Source organism: Streptomyces sp. GESEQ-35, from assembly GCF_017948485.1.
Lineage (GTDB): Bacteria > Actinomycetota > Actinomycetes > Streptomycetales > Streptomycetaceae > Streptomyces.
In genome coordinates this window covers 281,571-301,045 of sequence record NZ_JAFFSX010000007.1, presented here as the reverse complement: position 1 = coordinate 301,045, position 19,475 = coordinate 281,571, and the positions used below count along the sequence as shown (strand labels likewise).

Annotated in this window: 15 protein-coding genes; 8 read left to right on the top strand and 7 right to left on the bottom strand. The window is 69.1% G+C overall.

The genetic code is table 11. The features are described 5' to 3' along the window. The first annotated feature begins 12 nt into the window (after positions 1-12). From KCH87_RS16885 to KCH87_RS16865, 5 genes are all read left to right on the top strand, one after another. On the top strand, positions 13-534 hold the full coding sequence (locus KCH87_RS16885) for a tetratricopeptide repeat protein (RefSeq protein ID WP_210586914.1): 522 nt from the start codon (positions 13-15) through the stop codon (positions 532-534). Positions 535-742: 208 nt separating this feature from the next. Continuing rightward, the gene (locus tag KCH87_RS16880) at positions 743-2,647 is read left to right on the top strand and encodes a hypothetical protein (RefSeq protein ID WP_210586913.1); all 1,905 of its coding nucleotides are present in this window, start codon (positions 743-745) and stop codon (positions 2,645-2,647) included. Between the two features lie 69 nt (positions 2,648-2,716). Next, on the top strand, positions 2,717-3,589 hold the full coding sequence (locus tag KCH87_RS16875) for a metal-dependent hydrolase (protein WP_210586912.1): 873 nt from the start codon (positions 2,717-2,719) through the stop codon (positions 3,587-3,589). Then, positions 3,589-4,617, top strand: a complete 1,029-nt coding sequence (locus tag KCH87_RS16870; protein WP_210586911.1) for a PDR/VanB family oxidoreductase — start codon at positions 3,589-3,591, stop codon at positions 4,615-4,617. Before KCH87_RS16875 ends, KCH87_RS16870 begins: the two co-directional genes overlap by 1 nt. Positions 4,618-4,685: 68 nt before the next feature. Continuing rightward, positions 4,686-5,375, top strand: a complete 690-nt coding sequence (locus tag KCH87_RS16865; RefSeq protein WP_210586910.1) for a TetR/AcrR family transcriptional regulator — start codon at positions 4,686-4,688, stop codon at positions 5,373-5,375. 94 nt (positions 5,376-5,469) lie between these two features. Here KCH87_RS16865 and KCH87_RS16860 read toward each other — a convergent pair whose 3' ends face one another. The 7 genes from KCH87_RS16860 to KCH87_RS16830 form a co-directional block, all read right to left on the bottom strand. After that, complete coding sequence (locus tag KCH87_RS16860; RefSeq protein WP_210586909.1) at positions 5,470-5,826, bottom strand: 5-carboxymethyl-2-hydroxymuconate Delta-isomerase; 357 nt, start codon at positions 5,824-5,826, stop codon at positions 5,470-5,472. 31 nt (positions 5,827-5,857) lie between these two features. Next, complete coding sequence (locus tag KCH87_RS16855; RefSeq protein WP_210586908.1) at positions 5,858-7,477, bottom strand: SpoIIE family protein phosphatase; 1,620 nt, start codon at positions 7,475-7,477, stop codon at positions 5,858-5,860. 73 nt (positions 7,478-7,550) lie between these two features. Next, positions 7,551-12,938: a pullulanase-type alpha-1,6-glucosidase gene (pulA, locus tag KCH87_RS16850; RefSeq protein ID WP_210586907.1), complete on the bottom strand. Its 5,388-nt coding sequence runs from the start codon at positions 12,936-12,938 to the stop codon at positions 7,551-7,553. A gap of 105 nt (positions 12,939-13,043) precedes the next feature. Next, the gene (locus KCH87_RS16845) at positions 13,044-14,366 is read right to left on the bottom strand and encodes an alpha-amylase family protein (protein WP_210586984.1); all 1,323 of its coding nucleotides are present in this window, start codon (positions 14,364-14,366) and stop codon (positions 13,044-13,046) included. 347 nt (positions 14,367-14,713) lie between these two features. Beyond that, positions 14,714-15,178, bottom strand: coding sequence for a hypothetical protein (locus KCH87_RS16840; protein ID WP_210586906.1), 465 nt, complete (start codon positions 15,176-15,178; stop codon positions 14,714-14,716). A gap of 65 nt (positions 15,179-15,243) precedes the next feature. Then, on the bottom strand, positions 15,244-15,702 hold the full coding sequence (locus KCH87_RS16835) for a hypothetical protein (protein ID WP_210586905.1): 459 nt from the start codon (positions 15,700-15,702) through the stop codon (positions 15,244-15,246). After that, entirely contained in the window at positions 15,702-16,208 is a 507-nt protein-coding gene (locus KCH87_RS16830) for a hypothetical protein (RefSeq protein WP_210586904.1), read from the bottom strand. Before KCH87_RS16830 ends, KCH87_RS16835 begins: the two co-directional genes overlap by 1 nt. Positions 16,209-16,554: 346 nt before the next feature. Between KCH87_RS16830 and KCH87_RS16825 the strand changes: the two genes are divergently transcribed. Genes KCH87_RS16825 through KCH87_RS16815 form a run of 3 tightly spaced genes read left to right on the top strand, consistent with a single transcriptional unit; the run spans position 16,555 to position 19,471 of the window. Further along, the gene (locus KCH87_RS16825) at positions 16,555-17,703 is read left to right on the top strand and encodes an ATP-binding protein (protein WP_210586903.1); all 1,149 of its coding nucleotides are present in this window, start codon (positions 16,555-16,557) and stop codon (positions 17,701-17,703) included. Beyond that, positions 17,691-18,821, top strand: a complete 1,131-nt coding sequence (locus KCH87_RS16820; protein ID WP_210586902.1) for a hypothetical protein — start codon at positions 17,691-17,693, stop codon at positions 18,819-18,821. The genes KCH87_RS16825 and KCH87_RS16820 overlap by 13 nt, the downstream gene beginning before the upstream one ends. After that, entirely contained in the window at positions 18,797-19,471 is a 675-nt protein-coding gene (locus tag KCH87_RS16815; protein WP_210586901.1) for a response regulator, read from the top strand. The genes KCH87_RS16820 and KCH87_RS16815 overlap by 25 nt, the downstream gene beginning before the upstream one ends. The last annotated feature ends 4 nt before the right edge of the window (positions 19,472-19,475 follow it).

Genomic DNA, 19,475 nt, shown 5'->3' with positions numbered 1-19,475 from the left:
GAGGGTAAGCCGGTGAACCAAGACTGGGAAGATCAAGACTGGGAAGACCGTGTCACCGCCGCCTGGGCCACACTCGACGACTACGCCGAAGACGCTTCCGCGGACTTCCGGTCCGTGATCGACACCCTCGTCGCCGAACTGCCCGCCGGCAGCCCGCTGGGTCCCTTCGAGCGGGCCTGCGCCTGGGACTCGACCGGCCACTCGGACCAGGCCGTGCCGCTGTACCGGGAGGCGCTGGCACTCGGGCTCACCGGCTACAAGGGCCGGCGCGCGAAGATCCAGCTGTCCAGTTCGCTGCGGAACATCGGACAGGCGGAGGAGGGCGTCAAGCTGCTGACGCCCGAACTGGACGCGCCGTCCGACGAGTTGGACGACGCGGTACGGGCGACTCTCGCGCTGTGCCTGTCCAGTCTCGGCCGCGACCGCGAGGGCCTGTCCCTTGTCCTCGGCGCGCTCGCCCCGCATCTGCCGCGGTACCAGAGGTCGATGGCGAACTATGCGGCGGCGCTGGGCGCTCCGCTGGAGGCGCGGTAACTATTCCGCGGGCCGGTGGGGGCTGGTCGCGCAGTTCCCCGCGCCCCTGACGGGGCGCTCTGCAGCCCGCGTGTCGGCAGCGCCCCGAAGGGGCGCGGGGAACTGCGCGACCAGCCACGACGGCGCCGCAGCCGAACGACGGCATATCGCGGCACCCAGCGGAGCGCTCGGCGGGTAACCCGCCGTCGATTCGCTCGTTTTGCTGAACGTGCAGTCACAGGATGTCGCCCCGCGCCCCACCCCCGTCGTCGACGTCGAGCAGGCCGAGGCCGCGCTCGTCGAGCACTACCCGCGGCTGGTCCGCCTCGCCTACCTGGTGCTGCCGCCGAGTCTCGGCCGCAACCGGCGCGTCCTGACCGCCCACTCGCTCACCCAGCGCGCCCTGCCCCGGGGCCGCGCCTCGGCGTCCGTGATCCCGGCCCAGTCGACGGGGCGGGACGGCGACCCGGGCTACGCCTTCGTCCGCCTCCAGGTGCTGCGTACGGCGCTGGAGGCGGGCCTGCCGCTCACCTTCAAGGCGCGGCCCAGGCGCTCCCAGCTGCCCCCGCTGCTCCCCCAGGTGTGGGGCCTGCGCCTGTTCCCGCGCTCCGGCGGCGCCGACGAACTCGCCCTGGACCAGCAGCTGTCCGCCCTGTCCGCCCCGGCCCGCGCCGCGTACGTACTGCGCGGCCTGGAGCGGCTCCCGGACGGCGACGTACAGAAGGTCCTGACGGCCGTGGGCGTGGCCGACGTGGAGGCCGCGCTGTCCGAGGCCGACGACGTCCCCGCGCAGTACTCCCTGCTCGACTCCCCCGAGTTCGACCCCTGCTCGCTCCAGGCCCGGCCCACCGATCTGATGCGCCGCAGGCAGCACACCAAGGCCGCGCTCGTCGCCGCGGCGGCGCTCGCCGTGTGCGGGGCGCTGCTCGGCCTGCCCGGTGACGGCTGGGGCCGCGACGGCGCCGCCGCACCGTCGTACGCACAGAACCCGTCCGCCCAGGCCGCACTCGACCCGGCCAAGCTGAAGAAGGTCGCCCCGGCGGCCTGGCAGTCCTCCTCGCGCACCGACTTCTCCGTCTGGCCCGCGCGCGGCGACCTCACCAACGACAACGCCCTCCTGCGCCGCGCCCTCGCCGTCTGGGCCCGCCCCGGCGAGACCGTCCGTATGTCGGCCACCCCCTCCACCCCGTCCGGCGGCCCCGCCGGACCGCCCCAGCTCCTCTACGCCGGAACCGTCGACGACGCGCACGTGGTGATCCTCTACGACGGTCTGCGCATCGTCCGGTACGCCGAACCGAAGGACGGCACGAGTGGCGCCGCCCTCGACTTCGGGCGGGCCGACGGCGCGACCCGGGCCGAGGCGAACGCGGTGGTGCTGGCGCGGGCCGACGGGAACGTCCGCTATCTGACGGCTCCCTGGGTGACCAAGGCGGCCGAGCGGGACCTGATGCAGCCGCGCTCGGGGGCGATGGGCCTCGGCCTGACCGACGGTGTGACCTCACCGATGGCCGGCCCGCAGCAGCAGAACGGCGCGTGCACCTCGTGGAACGTGCTGCAAGTGACGGACGCCTCGGGCACCCGGCTGATGACCGACCTCGGCGAGCTGGTCCCGGCGCATCTGACCACCGGGAAGCCCGGGTACACGAAGGAGGCGTCCGGTGCGCAGGCGCTGCGCACCTGGTCGCCGATGGCCTGCTCGCTTCAGGCGGTGCGTTCGCAGGGGGTGCGGTCGGTGAACGCCTGGGAGTACGCGCGGCAGTCGCTGCCCGACGCGAGCGGGGCGGCCGCGTGGGTGTGCACGCGGGCCGAGACCTGGCGGGGCGGCGGGGCTCGGGTACTGGCGCAGTTCCACACTCCGGGCGGGGTCTACGGGGCGGTGGCGGCGAAGGCCGAGAACGTTCCGGCGTGCGGCCCCCGTGACCCTCATGTGCTGGCCGGGGTGTTGTGGAGGTCGGACGCGGGGAACTGGTACCTGCTGGCCGCGGGCAGCAGGGACACCGCTTCGATCAATGTGACCGGTGGGGTGAGCGGGTCCGCGCAGGGCTATCTGCTGGCGGTGGAGACGAAGCAGGGGGCTCAGGCCGGGTTGAAGGGGACGCTCAAGGACGGGACGGCGATCAACGGCCTGCACTAGCTGACACTCGCGTCAACAAGTCGCTGCACAGGGGTTCACCCCACCCCTACCCGTCAGTACATTGACGCCATGTCTAACACGCAGGCCGGACTCAAGGCGCGCAAGGTGTCCTTCTCCTGGGAGGACACCCCGCTGCACTGGGTGCCGGAGGATCCGTTCACCACGCACACCATCAATGTGCTGCATCTGCTGCTGCCCGCAGGCGAGCGGTGGTTCGTGCATGTCTACAAGCAGGTGCTGCCGTACATCCGGGACGAGCGGCTCCGGGCGGACGTGATCGGGTTCATCGGCCAGGAGGCCATGCACGCGCAGGCCCACGACGAGGTACTCCCCCACCTCAAGGATCTCGGGCTCGATCCGACGCCGTACACCGCGCAGGTCGACTGGCTCTTCGAGAAGCTGCTCGGAGACCGGACGCTGCCCCCGGGCAAGGCGCGCAAGTGGTGGCTGATGGAGCGGGTCGCGATCATCGCGGCGATCGAGCACTACACCGCCTTCCTCGGCAACTGGGTGCTGAACGCCGAGGAGTTGGACCGGCGCGGCGCCGACCCCACCATGCTGGACCTGCTGCGCTGGCACGGCGCCGAGGAGGTCGAGCACCGGTCCGTCGCCTTCGACCTGTTCATGCACGTCGACGGCGGCTACCGGCGCCGGGTGCGCACCTGGGCGACGGCGTTCACGGCGCTGGTGTTCCTGTGGCAGCGCGGGGCCCGCTTCTTCATGGCTAACGACCCGATGCTCGTCGACGGGAAGGCGAGCTTCAAGGACTTCTACGTGCGGGGGCGGCGGGGTCTGCTGCCCGCCACGGGCGACATGGTCAGGTCCATACCCCGGTACCTGAGCCGCGACTACCACCCCTCCCAGGAGGGCTCCACCGAGCAGGCCGTCGCCTATCTCGCCTCCTCCCCCGCGGCCGTCGCCGCCGAGAAGGGCGCCGCGTGATGCCGAAGCTGCGGACTCTCGTCGTCGTCACCGGCGCCGCGCTGCTCGCCCGGCGGGCCCTGCGCCGCCGTATCCAGGCCTCGCCGCTGTGGCCGATGCCCGCCCTGGAGGAACCGGTCTCCGGGCGGCCCCGGTCACGGGCCCTGCGACTGCTGGTCTCCTCGTACGAGACGGTCGCCGAAGGGGTCGTACAACTGCGGTTCGAAGGGCGGGAGTTGCCGCGCTGGGAGCCCGGGGCGCATCTCGATGTGGTGCTGCCGTCGGGGCTGGTCCGGCAGTACTCGCTGTGCGGGGACCCGGAGGACACCTCGTCGTACACCGTCGCGACCCGGCTGGTGCCGGACGGGCGGGGCGGTTCGCGGGAGGTGCACGAACAGGTGCGGGCGGGCGTGGAGTTGGAGGTGCGGGGGCCGCGCAACCGTTTCCCGCTCGTCGAGGCGGACTCGTATGTCTTCGTCGCCGGCGGTATCGGGATCACGCCGATCCTGCCGATGGTGCGGGCCCTGCCGGCCGGCGTGGAGTGGCGGCTGCTGTACTGCGGGCGGTCTCGGGCCTCGATGCCGTTTCTGGAGGAGGTCGAGAAGCTCGGTGCGGACCGCGTGACCGTCGCGGAGGGCCAGCCCGCTCTCGACGAGCTGTTCGCGACTGCGCCTGACGGTGCCGCCGTGTACTGCTGTGGGCCCGAGGGCCTGATGGCGGCCGTCGAACGGCGGTTCCCCGGCGTCCACCTGGAGCGGTTCGCGCCGCGCACCTCGACCGACGGCAACAGCGCCTTCGAGGTCGAACTCCGGCGCAGCGGACGGACGTTGACGGTGGGCGCCGACAGCACTGTGCTGGCCGCCGTACGGGCGGAGTTGCCGGACACCGCGTACTCCTGCGAGCAGGGGTTCTGCGGGACCTGCCAACAGCGGGTGCTGGAGGGCGAGGTGGAGCACCGGGACGAGTTGCTGACGGATGCCGAGCGCGGTGACTCGATGCTGATCTGTGTGTCGAGGGCCCGAAGTGATCGTCTGGTGCTGGATATGTGACGGGTTCATGTGAACACGACGGTCGGGCCGGTCCGTTCGGGGCCGAATCCGATCGGTAAGGTGTTCGTATGAGTATCGGGGTACGTCGCAGAATGGGCGTCGAGGAGCGGCGGCAGCAGCTGATCGGAGTCGCTCTCGAACTCTTCAGCCGTCGCTCGCCCGACGAGGTCTCCATCGACGAGATAGCGTCGGCAGCCGGCATCTCGCGGCCGCTGGTCTACCACTACTTTCCCGGCAAACTCAGCCTGTACGAGGCCGCGTTGAGGCGCGCCTCGGACGAACTGGCGGCCCGGTTCGTCGAACCGCAGGAGGGTCCGCTGGGGGCCCGGCTGCTGCGGGTGATGCGCCGATACTTCGACTTCGTGGAGGACCACGGGCCCGGTTTCTCGGCGTTGATGCGCGGCGGCCCGGCCGTCGGCTCGTCGACGACGAACGCACTCATCGACTCCGTACGGCAGGCCGCGTATGTCCAAATCCTTTCGCACCTGCGCGTCGACGATCCGCCCGCGCGACTGGAACTGGTCATCCGCTCCTGGATCTCGCTCGCCGAGTCGACGGCCCTGATCTGGCTGGACGGCCGACGCATCCCGCGGGCCGAACTGGAGGCACAGCTGGTCCACGACTTCGCCGCCCTGTCCGCCGTAAGCGCCGCCCACGACGAGGAAATGGCCGCCCTACTACGCCGCACACTCAAGGAAGAGCCACCGGACGGCCCCTTCAGCGACTTGGTCACCCGACTAATCAGACTGGCGTCCTGACCAGCGCCCCTTTAGGGGCGCGGGGAACTGCGCGACCAGCCACAACGGCGCCGCAGCCGACAGACAACCCATCACGGCACCCCCAGCGGAGCGCTCAGCTCTCGAACTTCCGGTACGACGGATCAAGCTCACGCACCTCCGCAGAGGCATGCAGCGCCAACCCCTCCGCAGGCTTCACATACTGCCGAAGCAACTCCAGTACCGCCTCGGTGAGTTGAACCTTCGTCTCGTCCGCACGCCCGGCAAGCAGCCCAAGGGTGACATGCACGACCGCATGCCCGTCGGCGTCGGCGCCCACCACCGTGTCCTCGCCCCGCCGGAACTGCGTCTTGCACGCCCCCGGCCTGGCGGCCGCGATCTCGACCACGGCGATATGCAGCGCAGAAGCGAATCCGGGTCGGTCGAAGTCGTCCGCCAGCTGCTCGGAGTAGTCGACGGTGATCTGCGGCATGGGCACTCCTGTTCGGCAAGGTCAGCAGGGCTCACCCTAGCCGCAGCGCCAGCATCGCGATGTCGTCCTCGCGGTCGTGACCGAAGCAGGCCAGGAGGGTGTCGCACAGGGCGTCCAGACCGGGCGGGGCGTCGGCGGCGGCCGTGCGGAGCTGTTCCATCGAGGCCTCCAGGTCGGTGCCCCGGGTCTCGATCAGACCGTCGGTGACCATGAGGAGCCGGTCGTCGGGGTCGAGGAACAGCTCGGTCGGCGGCGGATGGGGCAGGCCCACGCCGAGCAGCGGTCCCGACGCCTTGGCGTAGTCGGCGCTGTCGTTGTCCCGGATGATCAGCGGCGGGATGTGTCCCGCGTTGGCGACCTGGGTGCGCCCGGTGCTCGGGTCGATCAGGACCAGGCAGACGGTGGCCGTGACCTCGGGGTGGTAGTGCAGGAGCATCCGGTCGAGGCGCTCGGCGAGCACGGCCGGGTCGCTCTCCTCGACGCAGTAGGCGCGCAGCGCATGCCGGATCTCGACCATGACCGTGGCCGCCTCCAGCGAGTGTCCGACGACGTCGCCGACCGCGGTGAGCACACCGTCCCGGGTGCGCAGCGCGGCGTAGAAGTCGCCGCCGATCTCGGTCTGCCGGGACGCGGGCACATAGCGGACCTCGACGTCGATGCCCGCCAGCTCGGGCAACCGGTGCGGCTGGGGCAGGAAGCTGTGCTGGAGGGTGAGGGCGACATGCCGCTCGACCTGGTACATGAGCAGCGGCTCGGCGGCGAGCGCGGTGGCCTGGGCGAGCCGGGCCACCAGGGTCTCGTCGGCCGGGTTCACCCGGTGCAGCCCGCGGGTGGGCATGGCCAGGCACACCGCGGCCTTGCCGTCCTGGGTGCGGATCAGCGCCAGCCGGGCGTCGTGCTGCACGCCGGGCCGGAAGAACCCGGCGGGCCACAGCGGAGCGGGCACGGTGGTGATCCGCACGCCGTCCTGCCCCCGGGTGAGCCGGCGCAGCAGTGCCGCCACGGTCCGGTGGGCGCCCTCGTCCGGCAGTGCGAGGGAGGTGCGGTCCCGGGAGGTGGCGCGGTACAGATCGTCGTCCGGGGCGAGGACGAAGACGGCGGCGGGCGAGCCCGTGAACCGTGCGGTGCCGTCGGCGGCGGCGTCGGCGAGTTCCTGAAGGGAGCGGGCCGCCTGGATGGTGACGATCGTCTCCGACAGCATCATCAGCCGCCGCGCCTGCGCCTGGTCGCCCGCCCGCAGCCGCGCCGCGCGCACCGCGGCCCGGATCACCGCGTCGATCTCCTCGGGCTCGGCGGGCACCGTCAGATACGCCTCCCCGCCCACTTCGAGACCACGGCAACGATCACCGGTGGCGGCGTCGGTGGCCGAGAAGTGCACGACGGGCAGGCCTGCCATGTGCGGCCGGGCCTTGAGTCGGCGACACAGCTCGAAGCCGCTCATGTCCGGCAGATCGATGTCGACCAGGGCCACATCGGGCAGGAGCCCCTTGCGCAGCCGTACGTCGAGTTCGACGAGCGCCTCGTTGCCGGTGGCGACCGGGACCACCTGGTAACCGGCGCGGCGCAGCATGGCGCCCATGGCGTACCGGCTGGCCGCCACGTCGTCGACGACCAGCACGGTGGTGTCGGTTCGCTTGCCGTTGACGTCCATGTGTCAGCCCTTGGGACAGCACCGGTGGGGCAGACCAGGATGTACGGTCTGCCCCACCAAGGTAATGCCCTTATCAGGAAGTCCGGGTAAATACTGCTACGGTCCGCCCCGGAACGGCGAACGTGCCCGATATGCGCTCGTACGAAGCCGACTTGGCGATAGGGTCCGCTCCCGACGCCTGCACCGGATGCAGCCGGTAACCGGTGCCGGCCATCGTCTCGATCCGCTGCTCCTGCTTCTCGGGCGTCGCGTTGAACACGACGACCAGGTCACCGAGCGCCATGGTGATCACCCCGGGTGTCTCGTCCTTCCCGGACAGCGGGAAGGAGAGCGCCGACTGCACCTGGCCGGCGGTGTCGAGGGAGAACGCCTTCTCCGTCGTACGGATTCTCAGCAGATCCCGGTACGCCGCCGAGGCGCCCTCGATCTGCTCGCAGCCGACCCGCACCGAGCCCAACAGGGGTGTGGCGTACGGCCACTTGGACTCGTTGTCGGCCGCCATCGGCAACCCGCGCCCGAAGCCGTTGCCGTCCGCGCAGTTCCAGTGGACGGCGTTGAACCAGTCCCCGCTGTCGTAGGAGTTGCGGTCCAGGGACTTGGAGCGCAGCAGGTCGGTGCCCGCCTGGGAGAGGGCCGGGCCCTGCGAGAGGGTGGCCGTGGCCATGGCGAGGACCTGCATCCGGGCGCGGTCGGCCGCGGACGAGTTCGCGGGCAGCTTGTACGTCAGCGCGTCGAACAGCGACTCGTTGTCGTGCGCGTCGGCGTAGGCGAGGGCGTCGCCGGGCGCGTCCGCGTAACCGGCGGGCGAACCGTTGTAGTCGACCTCGGCGCCGGTGACCTCCTTGCCGCCGGTGTCGGTGAAGCGGTACGACGACAGGTTGCCGGAGAGGCCGACCTTGATCAGGTCCTGGTAGTGCAGCAGACGGGCCTTCTGTTCGGCCGTACTCCCGTTGCTCGTCGAGGAGTTGGGGTCGGTGTACAGCCCGGACGCGAAGCCCTGCACGCCGGGGTCCTCGTCGAAGGGCCCGCCGCCGCGTACGGCGTCCCGCGCCCGGTCGGAGAAGGTCGCGACGCCGGTGCCCGCCATGTTCGCCTGCGTGGCCTGCACGAACCGGGCGTCGTCGGCGACCTCACCGAAGTTCCAGCCCTCGCCGTAGAGGATGATCTTCTTGCCGTCGACGCCGTCCTCGGCGAGGGTCAGCGCGTCGAGAGCCTTCCGCACCGCCAGGATGTTGGCCTTCGGGTGGTGGCCCATGAGGTCGAAGCGGAAGCCGTCGACCTTGTACTCCTTGGCCCAGGTGACGATCGAGTCGACGACGAGCTTGCCCATCATGGCGTTCTCGGTGGCCGTGTTGGCACAACAGGTGCTGTTCGCCACCGAGCCGTCGGCGAGGAGCCGCTGGTAGTAGCCGGGCACGATCCGGTCGAGGACACTCGTCGCCGCCTGGCCGCTCGCCGCCGTGTGGTTGTAGACGACGTCCATGACGACCCGGAGGCCGTCCTCATTGAGCGCCTTGACCATCTTCCGGAACTCGACCGTACGGCCGCTGCCGTCCGGGTCGGTGGCGTACGAGCCCTCGGGAACCGTGTAGTGGTACGGGTCGTAGCCCCAGTTGTAGGCATCCTTCGCCGCGACCGTCGAGACGCACGCCTGCTGCTGCTCGGAGTCCGCCGGGTAGGAGGCGAGGTCGCAGTCGACGGTCGCCTGGTCCTCGCGGCGTTCGGGGATGGTGGCGATGTCGAAGGCGGGCAGGAGATGGACGTACGAAGTCCCGGCCCCGGCAAGCTGCTTGAGGTGCCGGGAGCCGTCGCTCGACTTGTCGGCGAACGCGAGGTAGGTGCCGGGGTTGGCGGCCGTCTTGTCCTCCACCGAGAAGTCGCGGATGTGCAACTCCTGGATCTGGGCGTCCCTGAGCGGCACGGCCTTGGGCTTCTTCAGTGACGTCCAGCCGCTGGGGGCGAGGGACTTGTCGTCGAGGTCCGCGACCAGGCTGCGCTCGGAGTCGGCGGTCAGGGCGACCGAGTACGGGTCGGTGACCTTGTTGGTGACGACCTTGCCGACACTGGGCGCCCAGACTTTCACGACGTACCGATAGGCCTTGTTCTTCCAGGACTTGGGGCCGGTGACGGACCAGACGCCGGTGGTGTCGTTGCGGTGCATCTGTGTCAGCGAGCCGTCCAGCTCAAGTGCGACCGATTGCGCGGTCGGCGCCCAGACGGCCAGCGTGGGGCGGCCCTTGTCGAAGGTCGGGCCGAGGTCGGCGTTGGTCGCGCCTGAGTAGAGATCGTCGAGTACGCCGGCGATCTGGACGCCGGTCGCGGCCAGGACGGCGCCGTTCGCGGCCCGCTGGGAGGCGACGACCTGACCGCGCAGCGCCTCGCGCACCCGGGTGCGGTCGCGGGGGTCGACTGACCAGGCGGTGTAGTCCTTGAGGTGGGGGAACTTCGCCTTCTGGGCGTCGGTGAGGGCGGTCTTGGAGAGGCGGAGCCACTTCTGGTCGTCGCCGGTCAGGGCGCCGTCCTCGACGGTGATCGAGCCGGTGCGCGAGTACAGCAGCTGGGTGGAGGCGGCCGTGTCGGAGCCGTTCCAGGCGACCGTGTTCCGGTCGATCCAGACCGCCTTGGAGGTGGTCAGGTCGAGCGCGGCCGCGGAGCCGGCGGGCTGCGGGAGCAGGTACTTCTCCTGGCCGCTCAACAGCCACACCTCGTGGCCGTTCGCCGTGAGGTCCAGCGACTGGTCGGCGGAGAGGTCCTTCTCGTCGCCCTTGTGCATGATGTAGCTGAGGCTGGTGGCACCGTCGGTGAGCGGTACCTCGAAGACCGCGCCATAGGCATCGGTCTTCACCCGCTTCAGGGGGTTCGACCATTCGGTGGGGTTCGCGGCGCCCGTCCAGGTGTGCAGGCCCCAGCCGTCGTAGTTCCCGTCGGCGCGGTGGTAGTGCAGGACGGCCTTGGTCTTGTCCTGCGCGGGGTACTCGGGCTTCTCGGTGACCACGGCCTCCTTGCCCTGCTCGATCCAGATCTCGCCGGTCTTGGTGACGTCGATGGTCCGGTCGGCGGAGACGTCCTTGTTGCCGTCCTTGTCGATCACCAGGAAGCCGACACCGGAGGCACCCGGCTTCAGCTTGACGTAGGCGAAGGCGCCGTACGCGTCCCGGCCGATGAAGGGGTGACTGTCCGGCCAGGTCGTCGACTCCCCGTCGGCGAGGTCGCCCCAGGCGTACAGGCCCCAGTCGGTGTAGTCGCCGTCGGTGCGCTTGTAGTGGACGATCGCGTAGTCGCGGGAGGACGCGCTCGGGACCTCTTCGGCGGGCGGTGTGCCGGTGGCCGACGAGGCCGTGGCGCTCGCCGTACGCCCGGCCGAGTCGATGACAACCGCCTTGTAGCGCAAGGCCGTTCCGGCCGGTACGTCCTTCCCGATGATCTGGGTGACCTTGTACGGGGGGTGGTCGGCGGAACCGAGAGTCTTCCACTTGCCGTTGCCGACCTGGGCGGCGAAGACGACGCGGTTGAGCTGTCCGCCGTCCAGGTCGGCACTGATCTCCACCGTGCCGGTGGCACCGGTGGCGGGGGCCTTGAGGGTGATCGTCGGCGCGGTCGCGGGCTTGGCGAGCTTGCCGGCCGCCTTGAGGACGACCGCCGAGCCGGCCGGGACGGTGACGGTGACCTTGTTGTCGGCGTCGCTCTTCAGGGAGTCACTGCTCCCGTAGATGCCCGTATACGTCATGTCCGCGGAGCCGACCGGGATGCTCGCCGTCTTGGCCTCGCCGGCGTTGTTGAAGGCGACGAGGTACTCGGTCTTGCTCGTGCGCGAGAACGCGTAGATTCCGGCGCCATCGGCGGCGTACCGCTCCGTCTGGACGCCGTCCGTGAGGGCCGGGTTGGCCTTGCGGAGCTCGGCGAGAGCGCTGATCTGCTGGTAGAGCGGTGCTCCCGTGTCGTAGGCGTCGCTCGCGTGGGTGCGGTCGGTGCCGAGCTGGTCGTCGTCCAGGTAGTCGGCGGTGGTGGACGCGAACATCGACTGCCGGGCGTCCTTGTCACCGCCGGAGCCGGTGAAGCCCTGTTCGTCGCCGTAGTAGACGACGGGGTTGCCACGGCTGAGGAACATCAGCTCGTTGGCGAGCTTGTCCTTCTTGAGCAGTTCGGCGTCGGTCGCGTCCGGGTCGTCCTGGTCGAGGAAGTACCCGATGCGGCCCATGTCGTGGTTGCCGAGGAAGGTGACCTGCTCGTAGGCGTTGGCCTTGTCGGTCGTGTATTTGTAGTCGTCGCCGAAGACCTTGGAGAGCGTCTGCGCGCTGCCGCCCTGGGAGGCGTACTGCCGGGCCGCCTCCTGGAAGGGGAAGTCGAGCGTGGAGTCGAGGCGGCCCTCAGTGACGTACGGCGAAGTGATGTTCGTGTCGGCGGAGTACACCTCGCCGAACATGAAGAAGTCGTCGCGGCCCTGCTTGGCCGCGTAGGAGTCGAGGGCCGTGGCCCACTGCGTCCAGAACTCCATGTTGACGTGCTTCACGGTGTCGATCCGGAAGCCGTCGATGTCGAAGTCCCGCACCCAGCGCTGGTAGATCTTCTCCATGCCCTGCACGACCTCGGGCCGCTCGGTCCACAGGTCGTCGAGACCGGAGAAGTCACCGTAGGTCGAACTCTCGCCGGCGAAGGTCGAGTCACCGCGGTTGTGGTACATCGTCGGGTCGTTGAGCCACGACGGGACCTTGGTGTTCTCCGTGGCCTTCGGGGTGCGCGGGAAGGAGTCCGCGTCGACCGCCGGGAAGTCCTGTGTGCCGTCCGCGTAGTCCGCGTCGTCGAACGGCTCGCCGTCCTTCGTCAGATACGGGAAGGCGCCCTTGGAGAGGTAGTCGTAGGACTTCTCCTCGTAGTCGACGACATCGGCGGTGTGGTTGGTGATGACGTCGAAGAAGACCTTCATGCCCTTGGCGTGGGCCTTGGAGATGAGGGTCTGAAGGTCCTTGTTGGTGCCGAAGTGCGGGTCGACCTGGGTGAAGTCGGTGATCCAGTAACCGTGGTAGCCGGCCGAGGCGTCGGTGCCGGTGCCCTGTACGGGCCGGTTCTTGAAGATCGGGGCCATCCAGATGGAGGTGGTGCCCAGGCCCTTGATGTAGTCGAGCTTGTTGGTCAGGCCCTTGAGGTCGCCGCCCTGGTAGAAGCCCTTGTCGGTGGGGTCGTAGCCGGTGGAGAGCCGTGAACCGGTGAGCCCGCCCTTGTCGTTGCCGGTGTCGCCGTTGGCGAAGCGGTCCGGGAGGACGAAGTAGAACTGCTCGCGGGTGGCGTCGTGCCGGGCGGGCTCGGCGGCGAGTTTCGCGTCGGTCGGGGGTGCGGGCGGGGTGTCGGCCCCGGCTGCGAGGGGCTGGACGAGCGCTGCGGCCAGCGCGGTCACGGTGACCGCAGCGACCCGTCCGGCATACGCGGTGCGGCGCCTAGACGCCACCGGCCATCTCGGTATCAAGACCTGGACTCCTTGCGATGTACGGCTCTTCGGGTCCGACCCCGCGTGACCGTATCGCCGCCGAAAGGCTTACAGCAAGAGTCTTGAAACGACCGGTAAGAACTTTCAGCAGCTGGACTTGCCCACGTAGATCGCGAGGGCGGTGTTGGCGCCCAGGGTGGCGGTGAACTGGCCGCTGGAGTTCACGGTCACCGTCGTGTTGCTCTGCACGTTGCAGTACGTCCCGGCGGGCATCGACGTCTGATAGGTCCGGCTCAGGCTGCTGGACTCGTGGTTGATGGCGACGTAGCCCTTGGCGCCCCGCCCGAAGGCGATCGCGTCGGCGCCGTTGTCCCACCAGTTGGAGAGGGCCTCACCGCGCGTGGCGTTGCGGAAGGCGACCATGCGCATGATCTCCGGCCAGGCGTGCTGACACTTCCAGCCGTCCTGCCAACAGGCGTTGACCGTACCGCCGTTGGGCGGGCCCGCGTCCGCGTCGGACCACTCGTAACCGGAGTTGATGTCCGGAGCTCCGTACGGGTAGGCCAGCATGAAGACGTTGGCCAGCGTGTAGTTGGCGCCGTCCTTGTAGGTGAGGGTCGAGCCGTTGCGCTCGGTGTCGTGGTTGTCGACGAAGACGCCGGAGACACCACTGCTCATGTACCCCCAGCCCTCGCCGTAGTTCTTCAGATAGGCGAGGTTCTCGTTGTTGAAGACCCGCTTGAGGTCGTACGCGTACCGGAACTCCTGGACGTCACCGTTGCCCGTGTACTCGGTCGGCTGGACGGCCTCCCCGCTGCCGTAGATGACCTCCTGCTTCCAGTACACGGACGAATTGCTCAGCCGCGACTTGATGTTGGCGAGGTCGGCCGCCGGCATGTGCTTGGCGGCGTCGACGCGGAAGCCGTCGACGCCGTAGCCGAGCAGCGTGTTCATGTAGCCGGCGATGGCGGAGCGGACGTACTCCTCGCCCGTGTCCAGGTCGGCGAGGCCGACGAGTTCGCAGTTCTGGACGTTGGTGCGGTTGGTGTAGTCGGAGATGGCCGACGTGCAGTCGTCGAAGTCGGCCGAGGAGTACAGGCCCGGGTAGTTGTACTTCGTGTACGACGACCCGCCGGTGCCGGTGCCGCTGCCCGCGGACATGTGGTTGATGACGGCATCGACGACGACCTTCACACCGGCCGCGTGACAGGTGTTGACCATGCCCTGGAAGGCGGTGGCGTCACCCAGCCGCCCCGCGATCTTGTAACTCACGGGTTGGTACGACGTCCACCACTGCGATCCCTGTATGTGCTCTGCGGGCGGCGAGACCTGCACGTAGCCGTAACCGGCCGGGCCGAGGGTGTTGGTGCACTCCTTGGCGACCGAGGCGAAGTTCCACTCGAACATCACGGCGGTGACGTCCTTGGTGCCGGGCGGGGAGGCGGACGCGGTGCCGCCGGGGACCATGAGGGCTGTGGCCGCGGCCGCGGCGAGCGCGGTCAAGGCAGCGGCGGGAGCTGTGCGGCGGTGCTTCCGGTGGCGCTTCGAGGGCGCCGAGCTTGGCGATGTCACAGGCTGAACTCCTTGCGAGTGCGGCTCAGTTCGGATCCCCCCTGCGCCGCGGCACGGCGTCGTTGCCGGGCGTCGGCGGGAACGTACCGCCAACGAAAGCGTTACAGCAAGAGGTTGAAATTCATAGAAAGAACTTTCACCGACCGCCTTGACGCGCCTTCACACCTGCCTCACTCTCACAGGTGGTTGAAGCAACACGTCCGCCCCGCACCGTTCGGTGCGGGGCGGACGTGTTCGGTGGGTCAGTCGCAGAGAAGGGCCCAGGAGTTATTGGGACGCCAGGTCTTCTCGCCGGAGCCTGCACCCCTCCAGCTGAACGTCGCCACCACGCCGAAACTCTGCCGTGGCCAGTTGCACGGGTTGACGGTGCTGGTGCCGGCCAAGTCCTCGGTGCCATGCCAGCCGTCGCCGTCCTTCGCGGTGCGCACCGTCACCCAGCCACTGCCGTTGAAGCGCTGAAGCTTCACGTTGGTGACCTTGACCTGGTAGCTGCCGCCACCGGCGACGTCGGTGATCTTCGCCCGCGCTCGGTAGGTGTCGGCGGTCTCGTCCCACCAGACGGCGGCGCAGCGCTTGACCTGGGTGCCGTAGCACCACCACTCGCTTTCCGCGGATGCCGACGACGGGGTGAAGACGACCGACGCGCCAAGCGCCGCGGCGACCAACGCGCCGGTGGTGCCGAACCGGCCCACACGCTCGAGCCTCATGAAAAGCCCCTCCTGGTCTGCCAGTTGAATATCTCTGGTTCTTCTTGCGTGTCAGGTGTTATGTGTTACGTGTCGTCAGGCTTGGAAACCTGGACGCTCATCGTCCACCGCACAGCGTCCGGCGTCTCGATCGAGACTTTCCCGTTGCCGTTCGTGGAGAGGTTGAGTTCGTGTGCGTAGTAGCTGACTTCACCGCTCTTACACTCGGTTGTGAAGGTCGCTACGGTATCGACGACGACATCCACCATCGGCGATCCGGAATCAGCCAGGCAATTGAGCGCTATCCATGTGACGCCCTTTTGCAGCGGCACAGGGCTCGACACGTATCTGCCACGCGTCGGTCCTTCGGCCAGGACTTCCGTGAACCCCGTCTCCAGGTCGGGCGCGGGCAGCGCCGGTGGCGCCTCGGACACGGTGGTCGATGGGGTGTCCGTGTGGGCACGCCCCGTTTCCTCGCCACCGGCGCAGGCCGCGACCGCAGAAACGAGGGCTGCAGCTGCCAAAAGCGCCACCGTCCGCCGCATCAGGAGTTGGTTTGCCAGAACCGGAATCCCTGCGTCTTGTTTCCTATCTTCGCGGTCCCGGTCTTGCGTTGTGACTTCTTGCAGTCGGGGAGCGTGAGGTACTTCTCCACGCTGGCAGTGTGCCCGAACGTCCCGTACTGCGCGTTGCCGTACTTGTTGCTCGCGATCTTGTGCGAGAAGCTGTGACTGGTGCCCCACGTGGTTTTGACGGTGGCGCCCACGGTGCCCTCCGCCTTCGCTTCGGCGACGGCGGCCTTTACGGACACCCCGACCGTGGCGCTGACCGACGAACTGAACTCCCCTGCTTCGTGCTTCGTGAGGGTCATCGTTCCGCCGCGCCCGTCCTTGTAGATGGGGCCCTTGCCGTGGTGCTTGCTCTTGTAGTTGTAGACGTTCGTCACCCATACCCTGTCGCATCTACCGAGAGCCTCCGGGTCATCCCCCGAACCGGCGGCTGCGGCTGCGGACGGCGTACCGACGAGAACGCCGCCGAGGAGGCTGGCCACAAGGGCCCCTGCGGCCGCGGTCGACTTCGCGTGCCCTCTTCGGATACTGTTCAATTCCGCTCCACCTTCCGATTATTCGGGCGGATTGCCCGAATTTCCGCTCTCAGGATTTCAGCCGAACCTCGAATTGCATCCGAGCAACCGAGATTCCCCCCGGGCGGCTGGTACGGAAGATTACGTGGCGGACCGTTGAGAGGCATGTCACGCGAACGCGTGACAACGCTGCAGCTCCTCAACTAAGTTGGGAAACGGGTCTCATCGGGCGGGCGGGGGAAACACTGTGAGAAATACGGTCGGGTCCCGTGCTTTTCTTGACGGAGGCGTGAATTCCCTTGGTGGAGGCGGCGTGCTGACGCAGGGACCCGCCCAACTTCAGCTTCGGCGCAAGTCCGCACGCCTGTCGGCTGTCCTGAGAGCAGCGAGTGCTGTCGGAGCGGCCCTGGTCGCCGTGGTCGGTTTCGCACCGCCCGCACGCTCCGTCTGGGTGACCGTCGCGGTCGTCGGACTCCTTATGTGGAGCGGCCTGTTCACCGTGCTGATGTTCAGGCCGGAACCTCGTCCCTGGCTCTGCGCCGGTGACACCACTGTCGTTGTGGTGCTCTGCCTGGCGCACGGCAAGCTCGTCCCGGCCGAGGTCCTGGGAGCGAGCGCGGGCAGCGGATGGATCGACATGGTCGCCGGCAGCGGCATCTTCATCGCACAGTTCGGTCTGCGCCAGCCCCTGGCGATGGCCGCGGCGATCGCCATCGCGGCGGCTTACGCGGTGGGCGCCCCCGGCATCCGGGATGCCCCCCTGATCATGGTGCTCCAGGGACTGCTCGCCGCCACTGTCGTGGCCCTGCTGCGACACGGAGCGCGTAGGGCGGACCTCGCGCTGTCCGAAGAGGCGGCGGCGCGCGCATCGGCGCGGGCCCGATCCGCCGCCCGCACCGACGAACTGGACCAGCAGCGACTGCTGCACGACACCGTGCTCGCCACGCTCACCATCGTGGGCACCGGCAGCATCACCCGTGACTCTGCCGCGCTGCCCCAACGGGCCGCGGCCGACCTGGCCGTCATTGCGGACCTGCGGGCGCATCCCGGCGTGGCACGCGACGCGGCGCACGAGCCGGCACCGCTGGATGTCGCGCTGCGCACCGTCGTACTGACGCGCCGCGCCGGACTCCCGTCACTGGACATCGAGTTCGACGTGCCGCCGCTGGATCTTCCCCACGAAGTCGTGCTGGCCCTCTCGCAGGGGGTCGCCGAGGCCCTGACCAACGCGGCCCAGCACGCGAACACCCGCGCTGCCCGGGTCACGGCCCGACGTGCCGGGGAGGGCGTCACCGTCGAAGTCTGCGACAGCGGACGCGGGTTCGACCCGGTGGCCGTAGCCTCCCACCGACGCGGCCTGCGGGAATCGGTCTACGGCCGGATGCGTGCCGTGGGAGGCAGCGCCCGGGCGGTCTCGTCCCCCGGCACCGGCACCCGGGTCGTGCTGAGGTGGGAACCCTGACCGCCGGCGTCGCCAAGGGGATGGTCGCCACCCGTTTTGCCAAGGCCGTCAATATCGGGCTGGTGGCGATCGTCGGCGTCTGGCACCTGGGTCTGGACACCCTGCTGGTGCTCAGGGGCTGGCCGGTGTACGAGCCGCGGGCCGCCGCCGCGGGGTCCTGGCTGGCCCTCACGGTCATCCTGACGGTCGGGTCGATCCTGCTGCTGCGTTCCGCGCTCAGCGGGCACACCGCGCGGTGGCTCACGGGGGCGGCGCTGGTCACCGGCGTCGTCGCCACCGCCACGTACCCGGCGGGCGCGATGATCAGCGACGTGAGCTGGGCGTGGAACACCGTGGGCTGGTTCGGCGTACTGCTTCTGGTGCAGCGTCCGCTGTGGGAGCTGGTCGCCCTGCTCTGCGCCAACACGGCTGTCACGGTGGGCTTCCTGGCCGCCCACGACGCGCTCGACCATGTCATGGTCGCCCGTCTGCTGGCCGTGACGTACACCACCGCCGGTGTCCAGTTGACCCTCGCGTATCTGGCACGGCAGCTCAACGACGGTGCGCGGGAAGCCACCGAGATCGCTGCCGGCCAGGCCGAGCGCCTCGCCCGTGCGACCGCCGACGAGACCGTGCACGCCGAGCGCCAGCGCCGTTACGAGTACCTGCGCAGCAGAGTGGAACCGCTGCTGCGTGGTCTGGCAGAACATCAACTGGACCCGGGGGACACCGTCGTACGCCGGCGTGCCGCCGTGGAGGCGGCACGCCTGCGGAGGCTGTTCGTGGAGACGGACGACACCCCGCACCCGCTCCTGCACGAACTGCGGGCCTGCGCCGACGTCGCCGAGCGGCGTGGCGTAAGCGTGGCCGTGCTGAGCTACGGCGACCTGCCCGACCTGCCGGCATCCGTCCGCCGAGAACTGGCGGAAGGGGCCCTGCTGGTCCTGGCCACCGCCGCCACCCGAGCGCGGGTGACCGTGGTGACGACGCCCGAGGACGTCGTGGTGAGCGTGGTGGCCGACGCCCCGCCGGAGACGCTCGTGGAACCGCCGGGCCCCCTCACCGCATCCTCCATATACGACCAGGAGGAGGACCAGTTGTGGTGGGAAACCCGATGGCCGCTACGACCGGCTCCCTGACCGTTGCCATCATCGACGATCACCCTGTCGTCATCGAAGGCATACAGACCTGGCTGTCCGAGGAGCCCCGCATCTCGGTGGGGCACACCGGCGAAACCACAGATGTGGAGGCCGGCGTCGCGGATGTCCTGATTCTCGATCTGAATCTGCACGGCAGACTCGTCATCGGCGACATCGCCACGCTGGCCGCGGCAGGCCAACGGGTCATCGCCTTCTCTCAGTTCACCGAGCAGCGGGTGGTGCTCGAGTCGCTGGAGGCCGGAGCATGCGAGTTCGTCGCGAAGAACGAAGGACGGGCCCACCTGGTGAACACGGTGTTGGCCGCGGCGGGAGACAGACCCTACGTCACGCCGACAGCCGCCGGGGTCCTGGTAGGTGACCGCGGCGCGAGCAGGCCCAAGCTGTCCGCACAGGAACGTACCGCGCTGCTGTGGTGGTTCCAGTCCATGTCGAAGGCATCAGTCGCCCGGCGCATGGGTGTATCGGTTCACACCGTGGACGTGTACATCCGTCGGGCAAGAGTCAAGTACGCGCAGGTCGGCAGGACCGCACCGACAAAGGCAGACATGTTGGCCCGGGCGATCGAGGACGGCCTGGTGACGACCGACGACATCACGGGCTACGAGTCGGCGGCGGTCAGCGGGAGTTGATGCC

Coding starts and splice junctions, on each gene's coding strand:
- KCH87_RS16835 (WP_210586905.1), bottom strand. CDS start 15,702: ATGCGGCGGACGGTGGCGCTTTTGGCAGCTGCAGCCCTCGTTTCTGCG.
- KCH87_RS16815 (WP_210586901.1), top strand. CDS start 18,797: ATGGCCGCTACGACCGGCTCCCTGACCGTTGCCATCATCGACGATCAC.
- KCH87_RS16860 (WP_210586909.1), bottom strand. CDS start 5,826: ATGCCGCAGATCACCGTCGACTACTCCGAGCAGCTGGCGGACGACTTC.
- KCH87_RS16855 (WP_210586908.1), bottom strand. CDS start 7,477: ATGGACGTCAACGGCAAGCGAACCGACACCACCGTGCTGGTCGTCGAC.
- KCH87_RS16845 (WP_210586984.1), bottom strand. CDS start 14,366: ATGGTCCCCGGCGGCACCGCGTCCGCCTCCCCGCCCGGCACCAAGGAC.
- KCH87_RS16875 (WP_210586912.1), top strand. CDS start 2,717: ATGTCTAACACGCAGGCCGGACTCAAGGCGCGCAAGGTGTCCTTCTCC.
- KCH87_RS16840 (WP_210586906.1), bottom strand. CDS start 15,178: ATGAGGCTCGAGCGTGTGGGCCGGTTCGGCACCACCGGCGCGTTGGTC.
- KCH87_RS16870 (WP_210586911.1), top strand. CDS start 3,589: ATGCCGAAGCTGCGGACTCTCGTCGTCGTCACCGGCGCCGCGCTGCTC.
- KCH87_RS16865 (WP_210586910.1), top strand. CDS start 4,686: ATGAGTATCGGGGTACGTCGCAGAATGGGCGTCGAGGAGCGGCGGCAG.